The following is a 16974-nucleotide window of genomic DNA, read 5'->3' on the forward strand; positions in this document are numbered from 1 at the left end:
CCCGCTGTCACCCGTCTTCGATTCTATGTAAGCGCGGCTGCCTGTTCCCCCGGTAGCGCGCCCCACCGCATGGATTGAGGACAGGTACAGCGATGGCAAATTTCTTCGAGCGCCCGATTTCTCTGGCTCACGCCCTGATGCGTCATGCCGCGTCGCGTGGCGATGAACCGGCCCTGCGTTTTCTCGACGGCCACAGCGAAGAAGGCCTGGTGCTCAGCTACCGCCAACTTGATGCCCGGGCGCAGACCATTGCTGCCGTGCTGGCGCAGCGCTTCAAGCCCGGTGACCGTGCCCTGCTGCTGCTGACCAGCGGCCCGGACTATGTGGCGTCGTTCTTTGCCTGCCTGTACGCCGGAGTTATCGCCGTACCGGCCTACCCGCCGGAATCGACCCGCTCGCAGCATCTGGAGCGTCTGTTGTCGATCATCAGCGACGCCGAGCCGAGCCTGATCCTCACCACCTCGCAACTGTTGCCGGCACTCACTGCCACCCAGGACGAGCATGGCGCACGCCTGCCCGAACTGCTCGCCGTCGATGAGCTGAGCGCCGAGATCAACGCGCCGTGGACCAGCCACCAACCCAAGGCTGAGGACATCGCGTTCCTGCAATACACCTCAGGCTCGACCTCGACCCCCAAGGGCGTTGAAGTCAGCAATGCCAATCTGGAAGCCAACTCCTGGCTGATCCGCCAGGGCTACGCGATCGACCGCGATGTGATCGTCAGCTGGTTGCCGCTGTACCACGACATGGGCCTGATTGGCGGCCTGCTGCAGGGTATCTACAGCGGTGTGCAGGTGGTGCTGATGTCGCCGCAATACTTCCTTGAACGCCCGGTGCGCTGGCTGGAGGCGATCAGCCGCTTTGGCGGTACCATCAGCGGCGGCCCCGATTTCGCCTATCGCCTGTGCTGCGAGCGGATCAACGACAGCAAGCTGGCCGGCCTTGACCTGCGCAGTTGGCGGGTGGCGTTTTCCGGCGCCGAGCCGATCCGTCAGGACAGCCTGCAGGACTTCGCCGCGCGCTTTACCGTGTGCGGCTTCGACGCCAATAACTACCTGGCCAGCTACGGGCTGGCCGAAGCCACGCTGTTCGTTACCGGCAGCCGTCCGGGCCAGGGCATCGACACCCTGCAGCTGGATGCCGAAGCGCTGGCCCGGCATCAGGCGCGTGTCGGGCAGGGCAGTGTGCTGGCCAGTTGTGGCTGGCCGCAGCCGCAGCACCCGGTGCTGATTCTTGATACCGCGACCGGCGAGGCACTGGCGGAAGGTCTGGTGGGGGAGATCTGCAGTGGCGGGCCGAGTGTGGCCCGCGGCTACTGGCGCAACCCTGAAGCCACCGCCAAGGCGTTTTTCGAGCGCGACGGCCATCACTGGCTGCGCACCGGCGACCTGGGCTTCATCCAGGACGGCCAGTTGTACGTCAGCGGGCGGATCAAGGACCTGCTGATCATCCGTGGCCAGAATCTTTATCCACAGGACATCGAACGCACCGTCGAGAGCCATGTCGAGGCGGTACGCAAGGGCCGGGTCTCGGTGTTCCCGGTGCAGCACGAAGGTGTCGAGTCGTTTGGCGTGGCGGCGGAAGTCGGGCGGCGGGCGCAGAACCAGCAAGCGCCCGAGCAACTGGTCGAGCAGATCCGCCAGGCAGTGGCCGAAGTGCATCGTGAAGTGCCCACGCTGGTCGCCCTGCTGGACCCCGGCAGCCTGCCCAAGACCTCCAGCGGCAAATTGCAACGCTCGGCCTGCGCCGCGCAGCTCAAGGACGGCAGCCTGCAAGCCGTCACGTTGTGGCGCCAGGGCGGCTCTGGTGCGCTAGCGCAAGCCTCGGCGGCTCAGAGCTTGGCACAGCGCATCGAGCGAAGCTGGTGTGCATACCTCAAGGTCGAGACATTGGCCCCTGATGCGAGCTTTTTCGGTCAGGGCGGCAACTCGATCCTGGCCATCCAGATGATCGCCGAGCTGCGCGACGAGCTGGGCCTGGATGTGCAACTGCGCACCCTCTATGAAGCGCCAACCCTGGCTGAGTTCATCGCCGCAGTTGAGGGCCGTGAAGGGCACTACAGCGGTATCGCGCGGCTGCCACGCGACGGCCTGCTGGCGCAGTCGGCGGCGCAGAACCGGCTGTGGTTTCTCTGGCAACTGCAACCCCAGAGCATTGCCTACAACATCCCCGGTGGCCTGCGCCTGCGCGGCGAACTGGACGTGGCGGCGGTGCAACGCGCCTTCGACACTCTGATACAGCGTCATGAAGCGCTGCGCACGCGCTTCCTGCAACAAGACGACGCCGCTGTGCAACGCATTCTGACCAAGGCTGACTGGACACTGCTGCGCGAAGACCTCAGCCAGCACCCGGCTGGCGAGCGCGAAAGCCGCGCCAAGGATATTCAGGAAGCCGAAGCACGCAGCCATTTCGACCTGGAACAGGGGCCGCTGCTGCGCATCAAGCTGGTCAGCCTCGACGAAGAAGACCACCTGCTGCTGGTGACCCTGCAGCACATCGTCGCCGACGGCTGGTCGCTGGGCATTCTGCTCGACGAGTTTGCCCGCCTGTACGCCGCCTACAGCCAGGGCCAGGACCTGAAACTTGCGCCGCTGGCCGTAGAGTACGCCGACTATGCGGCCTGGCAGCGCGACAGCTTCGACGCCGCCGAACAGCAGCGTCAGCTCGACTACTGGCGCAATGCGCTGGACGGTGAGCGCGAACCGCTGGCGCTGCCGCTGGATCGCCCGCGTAGCGCAGCGGTGTCCGCCGCCGAGCGGCTCAGCCTGCGCCTGGACAAGGCGCTTTGTGAGCGCTTGCACAGTCTTGCCCGCAGCCGCCAGGTGAGCAGCTTTACCCTGCTGCTGGCAGCGTTCCAGGCCCTGTTGCAGCGCTACACCGGGCAAAGCGACATTCGCGTCGGGGTGCCCAGCGCCAACCGTCCACTGCTGGAAACCCAAGGGCTGATCGGCTTCTTCATCAACACCCAAGTGCTGCGCGCCCAAATCGATTCGCGCCAGGACTTCCATAGCCTGTTGGCGGCGGTCAGCGCCAGCGTACAGGCGGCGCAGGTCAACCAGAGCATCGACTACGAGCAGGTCAGTGCCGCGCTGGGCGATGCGGCCGGTTTCGAGGTGATGTTCAACCACCAACTGCGCAATACCGATGCCCTCAAGCGTCTGCCCGGCCTGCTGGCCGAAGAGCTGCCGTGGCACAGTCGCGAGGCCAAGTGCGACCTGCAACTGCACAGCGAGCAAGACCCGCAGGGCCGTATCCGTCTGTCGTTCGACTACGCCGTCGAACTGTTCGACGCCGCCACCGTGCAGCAACTGGCTGGCCACTTCGTGACCTTGCTGGAGCAGGTGTGTGCACAGCCGCAGCAAGCGCTGGGCGACCTGCCACTGCTGGGCACACAAGAGCGTGAGCAACTGCACCACTGGGGCAGCAACCCGCAGCCATCCGCTGGCTGGCAACTGGCGCAGCGCCTGAGTCAACAGGCCGGCGCCAGCGCTGAGCAGACCGCCCTGGTGTCTGGCGACCAGTCACTGAGCTATGCCGAGCTTGAGCGCAAGGCCAACCAACTGGCGCTACGCCTGCAAGCCCAGGGCATCGGCCCGGAAGTGCGGGTCGGGGTACTGGCCGAGCGCTCGCTGGAGCTGATGATCGGCCTGCTGGCCATCGTCAAGGCCGGTGCCGTCTATGTGCCGCTGGACCCGGATTACCCGGCCGAGCGCCTGCAGCACATGCTCCGCGACAGCGGCGTGGCGCTGTTGCTGGGCCAGCGCCGGGTGCTCGACGGCTTCGCGCTGCCTGAGTCGCTTGCCAGCCTGGCGCTGGATGATGTGGCTCAAGGGCCGGGCGCCGATGCCGGTCCGCAAGTCGACGTGCATCCGCACAACCTGGCCTATGTGATTTACACCTCCGGTTCCACCGGCTTGCCCAAGGCGGTGGGCAACAGCTACGGCGCGCTGATCGAACGCCTGGCCTGGATGCAGCATGAATACGCGGTCGGCCCGCAAGACGTGCTGCTGCAAAAAGCCCCGCTGAGCTTTGACGTATCGCTATGGGAATGCCTGCTGCCGCTGATCTGCGGCAGCCGTCTGGTGCTGGCCGCCAATGGCGAGCATCGTGATCCGCGGCGCTTGGTGGAGCGGGTGCGCGAGCATGGCGTGACCCTGCTGCACTTTGTGCCGCCGCTGCTGCAACTGTTCGCCGATGAGGAACACTTCAGCCAGTGCAGCAGCCTGCGCCACCTGTTCTGCGGCGGTGAAGCACTGCCGGCCGAGTTGTGCCGGCGCATTCACCAGCGCCTGCCGTCGGTGGCGCTGCATAACCGCTATGGGCCGACCGAAACCGCGATCAACGTTACCCACTGGCAGTGCGACGGCGAAGCCGCCGTCCGGGTACCAATCGGCCGGCCACTGAGCAATGTCCTGACCGCGATTCACGACGCCGACGGGCAACTGGCGCCACGGGGGGCGCGGGGCGAATTGCTGCTGGGCGGCAATGCCCTGGCCCGGGGTTACCTCGGCCAGCCAGCGCTGACCGCTAGCCGCTTTCTGCCTGCCGAGGACGGTGGCCGCTTGTACCGCAGCGGTGACCTGGCGCGCTGGCGGGCCGACGGTGCTCTGGAGTACCTGGGGCGTCTGGATGAGCAGGTCAAGCTGCGCGGTGTACGCATTGAACTGGATGAAATCCGCAACGCGATCCTCGCCCAGCCGGGAATCAGCCAGGCGCTGGTGATCCTTGGCGAAGGCGCGGTGGGTGCCCAGTTACTCGCCTATGTAGTCGCTGAAGGTGATGAGCCGGATGCGGCACTGGCTGAGCGTATCCGCGATGCCCTGCGCAGCGCCTTGCCGGAGCCGATGATCCCGGCGCATGTCCTGCGTATCGAACAATTCCCGCTGACCCCGAGCGGCAAGCTCGACCGTCGCGCCCTGCCGCAACCGGATGTTGCCCAGCGTGAGTACCGCGCACCGCGTAACGAGCTGGAGCAGAAGCTGGCCGCGATCTGGGCTGAAATTCTCGGCCTGCAGCAGGTCGGCCTGGATGACGATTTCTTCGAACTGGGCGGCCATTCGCTGCTCGCCACCCGGATTGTGTCCCGCGCCCGCCAGGCGTTCTCGGTCGAGTTGCCGCTGCGCAGCCTGTTCGAGTCGCGGCGCCTGGAAGACTTCGCCGCCTGGGTCGCCCAGGCCCAGGCCGAGGGCCTGAGCGACACCCAGGGCGCCATCGCCCTGGTCGACCGCAGCCAGCGCGTGCCGCTGTCGTATTCGCAGCAGCGCATGTGGTTCCTCTGGCAAATGGACCCGGACAGCCCGGCCTACAACGTTGGCGGCATGGCGCGGTTGCGCGGGGCGCTGAATGTCGAGGCGTTCGAACGTGCCTTGCAGGCGCTGATTCGGCGCCACGAAAGCCTGCGCACAACCTTCCCGAGTGATGACGGCAAGCCGTGGCAGCGGGTGACCGACCAGTCCGATGTGCAGATGCAGCGCCTGGACATTTCGGCCCAGCCTGCAACTGAGCGTCAGGCGACCATCGAGCGGCTGGCCGATGAGCAGGCCCATGCGCCGTTCAATCTGGAGACCGGTCCGTTGCTGCGCGTCTGCCTGGTCAACAGCGGTCTGGTGCCGAGCGGCGAGCAGGAGCACCACCTGCTGATCACCCTGCACCATATCGTCACCGAAGGCTGGGCGATGGACATCTTTGCCCGCGAATTGTCGCTGCTGTATGCCGACTTCGTCGCCGGTCACGATTGCTCCCTGGCGCCGCTGCCGGTGCAGTACCTGGACTACAGCGCCTGGCATCGCCAGTGGCTGGAAGGCGGCGAGATGCAGCGCCAGCTCGCTTACTGGCAAGGCCAACTGGGCGGCGAACAGCCGCTGCTGACCCTGCCCAGCGATCGGCCGCGCCCGGCAGTGCAAAGCCATCGCGGCGAATTGCACCGCTTTGATCTGGACGAGAACCTGGCCCGTCAGGTCAGCCGCTTCAACAGTGAGCGCGGCCTGACCCTGTTCATGACCATGACCGCCGCACTGGCCACCTTGCTGTACCGCTACGGCGGCCAAGACGATCTGCGCATTGGCGTGCCGTTGGCCAACCGGATCCGCCCGGAAAGCGAAGGGCTGATCGGCGCCTTCCTCAACACCCAGGTGCTGCGCATCCAGCCGCATGGCCAGATGCGGGTCAGCGAACTGCTGGAGCAGGTGCGCCAGGTGGCCATCGACGGTCAGTCGCATCAGGACATCCCGTTCGATCATCTGGTCGAAGCCCTGCAGCCGCAGCGCAGCGCCGCGTTCAACCCGCTGTTTCAGGTGATGTGCAACGTGCAGCGCTGGGAGTTCCAGCAGCAGCGCGAACTGGCCGGCGGGGTGCAGGTGGATTACCTGGTCAACGACGCCCGCGCCACCAAGTTCGATCTCAACCTGGAAGTCACCGACTTTGACGCGCAACTGCGCTGCTGCCTGACTTACAGCACCGACCTGTTCGACGCCGCGCGCATCGAAGCCATGGCCGAGCACTGGCAGCAACTGCTGCGCGCCATGCTCGCTGACCCGGACACCCGCCTGAGCGAACTGCCGCTGTTGAGCGCGGCTGATCGTCAGGCATTGCTGGACAACGGACGTGGCACTGAGCTGAACCCGATTCCGGCCAGCGTGCAGGCACTGTTCCAGGCCCAGGCTGGCGCCACACCGGATGGCCGTGCGGTGACCTGCGCGGGCCAGTCGCTGAGCTACGCCGAACTCAACAGCCGCGCCAATCGCCTGGCCCATCGGCTGGTCGAGCTGGGCGTCGGCCCGGAGGTCCGGGTGGGCCTGGCCCTGCGCCGCTCGCTGGACATGGTGGTTGGCCTGCTGGCGGTGCTCAAGGCCGGTGGCGCTTACGTGCCGCTGGACCCGGAGTACCCGCAACAGCGGCTGAGCTACATGATCGAAGACAGCGGCATCAGCGTATTGCTCGGGCATGACGCGCTGTTCGCCCAACTGGCGCCGCTGCCGGCGGGTGTGCAGGCCTGGAGCCTGGAGCAGGACAGCGCTGCGTTGGCCGACTACCCCGGCACTAACCTGCCAGAACGCAGCCAGCCGGAACATCTGGCCTACCTGATCTACACCTCCGGTTCCACCGGCCTGCCCAAGGGCGTGGCGGTGACCCAGGGGCCGCTGGCCATGCACCTGCAAGCGGTGGGTGAACTGTTCGCCACCAACCCGGCAGACTGCGAACTGCACTTCTATTCGATAAACTTCGACGCCGCCAGCGAACGCCTGTTGGTGCCGCTGCTGTTCGGCGCCGAAGTGGTGCTGCGTGAGCAAGGCCAGTGGGATGCCGAGTCGGTGTGCGGCCTGATCCGCACCCATAACATCAACGTGCTGGGCTTTACCCCAAGCTATGGCGGGCAATTGGCCCAATGGCTGCGCAGCCACGACGAAACCCTGCCGGTACGGCTGATCATCACCGGCGGCGAAGCGCTGACCCCGGAGCATCTGCATAACCTGCGCGACAGCTTTACCCCGCAAACAGTGATCAACGCCTACGGCCCGACCGAAACCGTGGTCATGCCCACCGCCAGCACTGCGCCTGCGCAATTGCCGCAAGGGCTGGGCAGCGTACCGATTGGCCGCGTCGTCGGCAGCCGCAGCCTGTACGTACTGGATGCTGACCTGGCCTTGGTGCCAGCCGGTGCCATTGGCGAGCTATATGTCGGTGGGTACGGTCTGGCCCGTGGCTACTGGGCTAGTGGCTACTCGGGGGGCCGCGCCGCCATGAGCGCCGAGCGCTTTGTCGCTGATCCATTTGCCGCAACGGGCGGGCGGATGTACCGCACCGGCGACCTGGTATGCCAGGGCAGCGACGGTCAGCTGGAATACCTCGGGCGTATCGACCAGCAGGTCAAGGTGCGCGGCTTCCGCATTGAGCTGGGTGAAATCGAAGCCTGCCTGCTGGCCCATGAACAGGTGCGTGAAGCCGTGGTGCTGGCCCTCGACGGCCCGTCGGGCAAGCAACTGGTCGGTTACCTGTTGAGTGAGGACGGGGTGGCGGCCAGTGAACTGGTCGAGCAACTCAAGGCGCAACTGCACAGCGCCTTGCCCGAGCACATGGTGCCCGCGCACCTGATGCTGCTGGAGCAATTCCCGCTGACCGCCAACGGCAAACTCGACCGCCGTGCCCTGCCGCAACCGGACCTCAGCGCCGCGCAGAGCGACTATCAGGCGCCGCGCAATGTTGTGGAGCAGAGCCTGGCGCAGGTCTGGCAGTCGGTGCTGGGCGTGGCGCGGGTAGGGATCGACGACAACTTCTTTGCCTTGGGCGGCGACTCGATCCTGTCCATTCAGGTGGTCAGCCGCGCCCGCCAGGCCGGCGTGCACTTCAGTGCCAAAGACCTGTTCCTGCACCAGACCGTGCGCACCCTGGCCACCGCGGCGCGGCAGACCGAGCGGTTGAGCATCGATCAAGGCCCGGTGCTGGGCGCAACCGGCCTGACGCCGATCCAGCACTGGTTCGTCGAGCAACAGCAGGCCAACCCGCAGCACTGGAACCAGTCGCTGCTGCTCCAGGCTGCGCGACCGTTGCAAGCCACGCTGTTGGAACAGGCGCTGCAAACCCTGGTCAGCCACCACGATGCGCTGCGGCTACGCTTGACCGATGGCGCGAGTGCGCAATTCGTCGCCCATGACCCGAGCCAGGAACTGCTCTGGGTGCGCCTGGCCGACAACGCTGAACAACGTCTGGCGATCTTCGAACAGGCCCAGCAGAGCCTCGATCTGCAAAGCGGTCCGTTGCTGCGTGCGGTGCTGATTCCCGGTGAGCAGGATCGCCTGCTAATCGCGGTGCATCACCTGGCGGTGGACGGTGTGTCGTGGCGGGTGCTGCTGGAAGACCTGCACAACCTCTATCAGCAACTGGAAAGCGCCGAGCAAGCGCAACTGCCGGCCAAGACCAGCTCGCTGCGCGACTGGGCCGGGCGCTTGCAGGCCTATGCCGGCAGCGAGTCGCTGCGAGAAGAACTGGATTGGTGGCAGACCCGGTTGCATGGCGCGCAGGGTGACCTGCCGCTGGACCGCGTCGGCCAGCCGAACCTGGAGCGCGATGCACGGCGGGTCAGCCTGAGCCTGGATGCCGACACCACCCGGCAATTGCTGCACCAGGCCCCGCAGGCCTACCGGGCGCGGGTCGATGACCTGCTGCTCAGCGCCCTGGCCCGCACCCTGTGTGCCTGGACCGGCCGCGACTCGGCGCTGGTGCAACTGGAAGGCCACGGTCGTGAAGAGCTGTTCGACGACATCGACCTGAGCCGCACGGTCGGCTGGTTCACCAGTGCCTACACCTTGCGTCTGCAACCTGCCGCTGAGCCGGGTGAGAGCCTCAAGGCGATCAAGGAACAGCTGCGCAGCGTGCCGCACAAAGGTCTGGGTTACGGCGTGTTGCGCTACCTGGCCGATGCCGGTAGCCGCCAGGCCATGGCAGCGTTGCCGCAAGCACGAATCACCTTCAACTACCTGGGGCAGTTCGATCAGGGCTTTGCCGACGACGCCCTGTTGCGCCCGCTGGACGAAGCCGGTGGCGCCCAGCATGTCGCCGATGCCGCATTGCCCAACTGGCTCAGCGTCGACGGCCAGGTGTACGGCGGTGAACTGACCCTGCGCTGGACCTTCAGTGAGCAACTGTTCGACACCGCGACCATCGAACGTCTGGCTGCCGATTATCAAACCGAACTGCGCGCCTTGATCGCCCACTGCCTGGCTCCCGAAGCCGGTGGCGTCACGCCGTCGGACTTCCCGCTGGCGCGATTGAATCAAGCCCAGCTCGATGCACTGCCGCTGCCGTTCAAGGCCATCGACGATGTGTTCCCGCTGACCCCGATGCAAGAGGGCATGCTGCTGCACACCCTGCTCGAATCCGGAACCGGCATCTACTTCATGCAGGACCGCTACAGCATCGACAGCGAGCTGGACGTCGAGCGCTTCGACCGTGCCTGGCGCGCGGTGGTGGCCCGTCACGAAGCGTTGCGCGCCTCGTTTGTGTGGAGCACCGGCGAGCAGATGCTGCAGATCATCCACCGTGGTGATGGTGACGGTGTGGAATTGCTCGACTGGAGCGCCTTGCCGCCAGACGGCCATGAGGCCCGTCTGCAACAATTGCTGGAAGAGGAGCGGCTGGCCGGTTTCGAACTGCTGCAAACCCCGCCACTGCGCCTGCGCCTGATTCGTCTGGCCAATGACCGGCACTGGTTCATCATGAGCAACCACCACATCCTGATCGATGCCTGGTGCCGTTCGATCATGATGGGCGACTTCTTCGCCTTCTATCAGGCGCTCGGTGAAGGCCGCGAGGCCAACTTGCCGACACCGCCGCGTTATCGCGAGTTTATCTCCTGGCTGCATCATCAGGGCCTGGCGCAGTCCCGTGAATACTGGCAACAGGCGCTGGCCGGCTTCGAACGCCCGACCCTGATCCCCAGCGACCGGCCGATCCTCCACGACAACGGCGGCATGCGCGTCGGCGATGTGTACAGCCGTCTGCAAGCAGAGCAGGGCGCACGCCTGCGGGAACTGGCGCAGCAGCACCAGTTGACCGTCAACACGTTCGCCCAGGCTGCCTGGTCGCTGGTATTGCGTCGCTACAGCGGCGAGCGTGATGTGCTGTTCGGCGTCACCGTGGCCGGTCGCCCGGCCAGCCTGCCGCAGATGCAGAACTGCGTCGGCCTGTTCATCAACAGCATTCCATTGCGCGTGCCGATGCCGGCCGCCGGCGAGTCCTTAAGCGTGCGTCAGTGGCTGCAACAGGTGTTCGAGCGCAATCTTGAACTGCGCGAGCATGAGCACCTGCCGCTGGTCAGCATTCAGGAATGCAGTGAACTGCCCAAGGGCCAGCCACTGTTCGACAGTCTGTTCGTGTTCGAGAACGCGCCGGTAGACGCCACCGTGTTGCAGGGCGCCGAAGGCCTCAATGCGCGCTCTGGCTCCGGCCGTACCCACACCAACTACCCGCTGACTGTGGTCTGCTACCCCGGTGACGACCTCGGCCTGCACCTGTCCTATGACCAGCGCTTCTTCGACGAGCCGACCGTGCAGCGCCTGCTCGGCGACTTCCAGCGCTTGCTGCTGGCCCTGGCCGACGGCTTCGACCAGGACTTCGCCGCGCTACCGCTGTTGGGCGACGACGAGCGCCGCTTGCTGACCGAAGACTGCAACCGTAGCGAACGCAGCTACCCCTTCGAACAGGGCTACGTGCCGCTGTTCGAGGCACAAGTGGCCGCCCATCCGCAGCGCATCGCCGCCGCCTGCCAGGGCGAAGCGTGGAGTTACGCTGAGCTGGAGCGCCGTGCCAATCGCCTGGGGCATGCGTTGCTGGCGGCCGGGGTGCAGCCCGACCAGCCAGTGGCGCTTCTCGCCGAACGCAGCCTGGCGCTGCTGGGCATGATCAACGGCACGCTCAAAGCCGGTGCCGGTTACCTGCCGCTGGACCCGGCGCACCCGCAGCAGCGGCTGGCGCAGATCATCGACACCAGCGCCGCCGACGTGCTGGTGTGCAGCGCGGCCTGTCGTGAGCTGGCCGAGCAACTGCTCGAAGAACTGGGCTGCGCCACGGGCCGGCCAAAACTGCTGGTCTGGGACGAGGTTCAGCAAGGTTCGGGTAACGAGACCGCGCCGAACGTCCCGGTCAGCGGCCAGCACCTGGCCTACGTGATCTACACCTCCGGTTCCACTGGCGTGCCCAAGGGCGTGGCCGTGCACCAGGCCGGCATGCTCAACAACCAGTTGAGCAAGGTGCCGTATTTTGGCCTCGACGAACACTCGGTGATCGCCCAGACCGCCTCGCAGAGCTTTGATATCTCGGTGTGGCAGTTCCTCGCCGCCGGGCTGTGCGGCGCCAGGGTCGAGATCGTCCCGGACCTGATCGCCCACGACCCGGCCGCGCTGCTCAGCCACGTTCGCGCAACCGGCATCACCGTGCTGGAAAGCGTACCGTCATTGATCCAGAGCCTGCTGGCCGAGCCCCAGGCCGACCTGAGCGCACTGCGCTGGTTGCTGCCGACCGGTGAAGCCATGCCGCCGGCGCTGGCTCGCCAGTGGCTGGAGCGTTATCCACAGGTCACGCTGGTCAACGCCTACGGCCCGGCCGAATGTTCCGACGACGTGGCGCTGTTCCCGGTCGATCAAGCCTCCACCGCCGGCAGCTACCTGCCGATCGGTACCCCGACCGACAACAACCGCCTGTATGTCCTCGACGAAGAACTGCAGGCGGTGGCCGCCCTGGCCCATGGCGAGCTGTTCATTGCCGGCACCGGCGTCGGCCGTGGCTACCTGAACGACCCGCTGCGCACCGCCAGCAGCTACCTGCCCAACCCGTTCGGTGCCCCCGGCGAGCGCCTGTACCGCAGCGGCGACCTGGCCCGGCGGCGCAACGACGGCGTGCTCGAATACGTTGGCCGCGCCGACCATCAGGTCAAGATCCGTGGCTACCGCATCGAACTGGGCGAGATCGAAGCCCGGCTGCGCCAGTGGCCACAGATCCGCGACGGCGCCGTGGCCGCGCAGCACACCGCCACCGGCCATTACCTGGTCGGCTACCTGGTCGGTCGTGACGACGCGGTTGATGTTGACGCACTCAAGGCCCACCTGGCGCAGACCCTGCCCGAGTACATGGTGCCGCGTCACTGGCAGTTGCTCGACAAGCTGCCGCTCAACCCCAACGGCAAACTCGACCGCAAGGCCCTGCCAGCCCTGGAGTTCAACGCCAGCCAGCACTACCAGGCACCGACCAGCGAACTGGAAACCACCCTGGCGCAGATCTGGAGCGACGTGCTGGGCGTCGAGAACGTCGGCATCACCGACAACTTCTTCGACCTCGGCGGCCACTCGCTGCTCGCCACCCAGATCGCCTCGCGTGTGCAACAGACCCTGCAACGCAGCGTCCCGCTGCGGGCCATGTTCGAGTGCAGCACCGTGCAGGAACTGGCGCAGCACATCGAAAAACTCGACGGCGCCGCCCTGACCGAAGAAAAAGTCAGCGCCATTGACGACCTGATGGCGAGGCTGGAGGCGTTGTAACCGTACCGATTAATCAGGTGAACACCTGTGGGAGCGAGCTTGCTCGCGAAAGGGCCTGGCCAGGCGATACATCTCTATCGCCTGGCAGTCCGTCTTCGCGACCAAGGTCGCTCCTACAGATTTAATCAGCTACATCACGGCTTTTAACCGTATCCAGGAGCGCAACCATGAGCACAGCGTTTGCCGAAAGCCCGACCAAGGCCCAGGACGAAGACAAGGATTACCACTTCGAAGACAACCCCATCCTGGCCCGGCAAAAGCAGCAGGAATCCAATGCCCGCAGCTACCCGCGACGCATTCCGCTGGCGCTCAAGCGCGCCCGTGGCATTCATGTCGAAGACGTCGAAGGGCGGATCTTCATCGACTGCCTGGCCGGCGCCGGGACCCTGGCCTTGGGGCATAACCACCCGGTGATCACCGACGCCATTCGTCAGGTGCTCGACGACGAACTGCCGCTGCACACCCTGGACCTCAGCACGCCGATCAAGGACCGCTTCGTCCAGGACCTGTTTGCCGTACTGCCGCCTGCGCTGTCGGCCAAGGCCAAGATCCAGTTCACCGGCCCCACCGGCACCGACGCAGTGGAAGCTGCATTGAAGCTGGTGCGCATCGCCACCGGTCGCAGCACCGTATTGGCCTTCCACGGCGGCTACCACGGCATGAGCCAGGGCGCGCTGAGCCTGATGGGCAACCTCAAGGCCAAAACCCCGCTGGGTTCGCTGCTCAGCACCGGCGTGCAGTTCATGCCATTCCCCTACGACTACCGCTGCCCGTTCGGCCAGGGTAGCGAAGCCGGGGTGCAGACCAACCTGCATTACCTGGAAAACCTGCTCAGCGACCCGGAAAGCGGCGTCCAGCCACCGGCGGGGATCATCGTTGAAGTGGTGCAGGGCGAAGGCGGAGTGATTCCGGCGGCCAACAGCTGGCTATGCGGCCTGCGCGAGATCACCGCCCGGCACAAGATTCCGCTGATCATCGACGAAATCCAGAGCGGCTTCGCCCGCACCGGTAAACTGTTCGCCTTCGAACACGCCGGCATCATCCCCGACGTGGTAGTGATGTCCAAAGCCATCGGCGGCAGCCTGCCGCTGGCGGTGATGGTCTACCAGGACTGGCTCGATGCCTGGCAGCCCGGCGCCCACGCCGGCACTTTCCGCGGCAACCAGATGGCCATGGCCGCAGGCTCGGCGGTGATCCGCTACATCGAACAACACAACCTGGTGCAGCACGCCGCCGACATGGGCCAGCGCCTGCGCAGCCACCTGCTCGAGCTGCAACAGCGCGTACCGCAACTGGGCGATGTACGCGGCCTGGGGTTGATGCTTGGCGTTGAACTGGTCGACCCCGACGGCAAACCGGATGCCCAGGGCCATGCACCGCACAACGGCGCGCTGGCCAGTCGGGTTCAGCGCGAATGCCTCAAACGTGGGTTGATCCTCGAACTGGGCGGCCGCCACGGCAGCGTGGTGCGTTTTCTGCCACCGCTGATCATCAGCGCCGAACAGGTCGACCAGGTCGGGCGGATCTTTGCCAAGGCCGTGCAGGCGGCGATTCTCTCAGCCTGATGGTGTGTGTACCCGGTGGGAGCGAACTCTGCTCGCGAAAGGGCCGGGCAAACCACCGCATGTTCTGTACAGACATCGCAGCAACCGGCGGCAACTGCCGGTTCGCTCTGTGATCTGCGGCTTCCATGCAGACTTAATTTTTTTTCGCATCACTCGTTTAACACTTAGAGCTGGCCTGGCGCCGCTCGCGACCTTCAGCCTTACTACGGAGCTACACCCATGACCTCAGTATTCGATCGTGAAGACATCCTGTTCCAGGTGGTGGTCAACCACGAAGAGCAGTACTCCATCTGGCCTGACTACAAGGAAATTCCGAACGGCTGGCGCACCGTGGGCAAGAGCGGCTTCAAGAAAGAGTGCCTGGCCTACATCGAAGAAGTCTGGACCGACATGCGCCCGCTGAGCCTGCGCAAACACATGGAAGAGCAGGCGCGCCTCAAGCAAGAAGCCCAGGCCGCTCACTGAGGCTCGCAGCATGACAACCGTGCAACTCTTCTGCCTGCCGTATTCTGGCGCCAGCGCCATGGTCTATAGCCGCTGGCGGCGCAAGCTGCCCGAGTGGCTGAGCGTGCAGCCAGTCGAGCTGCCCGGTCGTGGCGCGCGCCTCGGCGAGCCGCTGCAGACCGACATGCAGGCCCTGGCCCGGCAACTGGTCAAGGAACTGATTCCGCGCATCAACGGCCCTTACGCCTTGTTCGGGCACAGCCTCGGCGCGCTGCTGGCCTTTGAGATGGCCCATGCCCTGCGCGAGTTTGGCGCGCCCGAGCCGGTCTCACTGTTCGCCTCCGGCACCGCCGCGCCGAGCCAGCGCGACGACTATGCCAAAGGCTTTGCCGACCCGAAGACCGACGACGAACTCAAGACCGAACTGCGCGAGCTCAACGGCACCCCGCAAGAGGTGCTGGACAACGACGAGCTGATGGCCCTGACGCTGCCCATTCTGCGGGCGGATTTTCGTCTGTGCGGAATTTATGAGTATCGGCAACGACCGCGTCTGAGCTGCCCGGTCCATGTACTGGGCGGCAAGGAAGACAAGGCCACCCAGGAGCAGTTGATCGCCTGGCAACTGGAGAGCAGCGCCAACTTCTCTCTGGAAATGCTGCCGGGCAAGCACTTCTTCATCCATGAGCAAGAAGCCAAGGTGCTGCGGATTCTGCGCTCCAGTCTGGAAGTGGATTTACGCAAATATCAGAGGCTCACAGATGTGGGAGCGACCTTGGTCGCGAAGGCTGTGTGCCAGGCGCTATAAATGTGGCGCCTGGTACATAGCCTTCACGAGCGAGACGGATCGCCGCCCGCTCGTTCCCACAGTATTCCAAATCACGACCTCCGACCGGATGGCATTTGTTTTAGCCACCAGACGCCTCAGTCCAGAACTCGCCCCAGCCGCCAGTAACCCATGAAGGTCAGCGCGCGTTTATCCAGCCCCAGCTCACCGACCAGGTGCCGACGGATCGTCATGACCGCCGCTGACTCACCAGCCACCCAGGCATAAAATTCCTGATCGGCCGGCCTGGCCAGATCCCAAAGAATCTGTGTATCCACATCCACCTCTGCAAGCTTCTGCGGTTTAGCGGCTCGTGCCGCCGATTCCGGCAGCGTGGCCAGCTCCAGCGCGGCGCGGCGCATACCCTCGCCATGACCCAGCCCCAGCTCATCACGGACCAGCCAGTTCACCTGAGCATTGGCCGGTTGGCGGATCTGCTGACGGTCCGTGGCATGCGGCACCTCGATAAACGCCTGCACTTGCGGTGGCTGCGGCCAGTCGCTCAACTGCTCAAGGATTCCGGCGATCGCTGGCAGCGCCGTTTCATCGCCAATCAGCAACACATGCCGGATGCCTGCCGGTGGCTGCCATTCATAACCGCCCGGATCGCCGCCTTGCGCGCCATCCGGCGCAACCATCTGCAAGCGGTCACCGGGCCTGGCATGGGTTGCCCAGCTCGACGCCGGACCCGTCTCGCCATGCAGCACGAACTCCACATCCACTTCGGCCTGCTCACGGCGCAGGGCGCGGATGGTGTAGGTGCGCATCGGCGGCTTTTTCTCTGCTGGCAGGCCGCGCAGGGTCTGGTGCCAGTTGCCTTCGTGGGGGAGTTGGGGCGACAAACCGTCCGGGCCCGGGAACAGCATCTTGACCCGCTGGTCGGGCGCCAGGGTGTTCATCAGATGCACTTCAGGACCGCTGAAGACAAAGCGGGTCAGCGATGGGCTGATCTCGATGCGTTGCTTGAGCTCGAGATCGAAGATCCGGTAGCTGGGCTTTTTGCTCGGGATGATCTTCTGCACAGCGTTGCGCAGGGTTTGTGTCAGGGAAGACATGGGGCGCCGCCTTTGTCGAGGGGATTAGGGTGCTGACGAATACGCCTTGCCCGGATTTA

The 16974-nt window shown here is 65.3% G+C and carries 5 protein-coding genes; 4 read left to right on the forward strand and 1 reads right to left on the reverse strand.

Translation table 11 applies throughout. From position 1 onward, the window contains the following. Positions 1-92 precede the first annotated feature (92 nt). From NJC40_RS10645 to NJC40_RS10660, 4 genes are all read left to right on the forward strand, one after another. Positions 93-13028, forward strand: a complete 12936-nt coding sequence (locus NJC40_RS10645) for a non-ribosomal peptide synthase/polyketide synthase (RefSeq protein ID WP_253142210.1) — start codon at positions 93-95, stop codon at positions 13026-13028. A gap of 167 nt (positions 13029-13195) precedes the next feature. Next, entirely contained in the window at positions 13196-14593 is a 1398-nt protein-coding gene (locus NJC40_RS10650) for an aspartate aminotransferase family protein (protein ID WP_253142211.1), read from the forward strand. Between the two features lie 219 nt (positions 14594-14812). Further along, positions 14813-15058: an MbtH family protein gene (locus NJC40_RS10655; protein ID WP_045487557.1), complete on the forward strand. Its 246-nt coding sequence runs from the start codon at positions 14813-14815 to the stop codon at positions 15056-15058. Positions 15059-15068: 10 nt separating this feature from the next. After that, a complete protein-coding gene (locus NJC40_RS10660; RefSeq protein WP_253142212.1) occupies positions 15069-15842 on the forward strand; it encodes a thioesterase II family protein in 774 nt (257 codons plus the stop codon). A gap of 116 nt (positions 15843-15958) precedes the next feature. On the opposite strand, the gene NJC40_RS10665 is transcribed toward NJC40_RS10660, so the two are convergent. Continuing rightward, positions 15959-16915: a siderophore-interacting protein gene (locus NJC40_RS10665; RefSeq protein ID WP_253142213.1), complete on the reverse strand. Its 957-nt coding sequence runs from the start codon at positions 16913-16915 to the stop codon at positions 15959-15961. Positions 16916-16974: the final 59 nt, after the last annotated feature.

Source organism: Pseudomonas sp. 21LCFQ02, from assembly GCF_024129895.2.
Taxonomy (GTDB): Bacteria; Pseudomonadota; Gammaproteobacteria; order Pseudomonadales; family Pseudomonadaceae; genus Aquipseudomonas.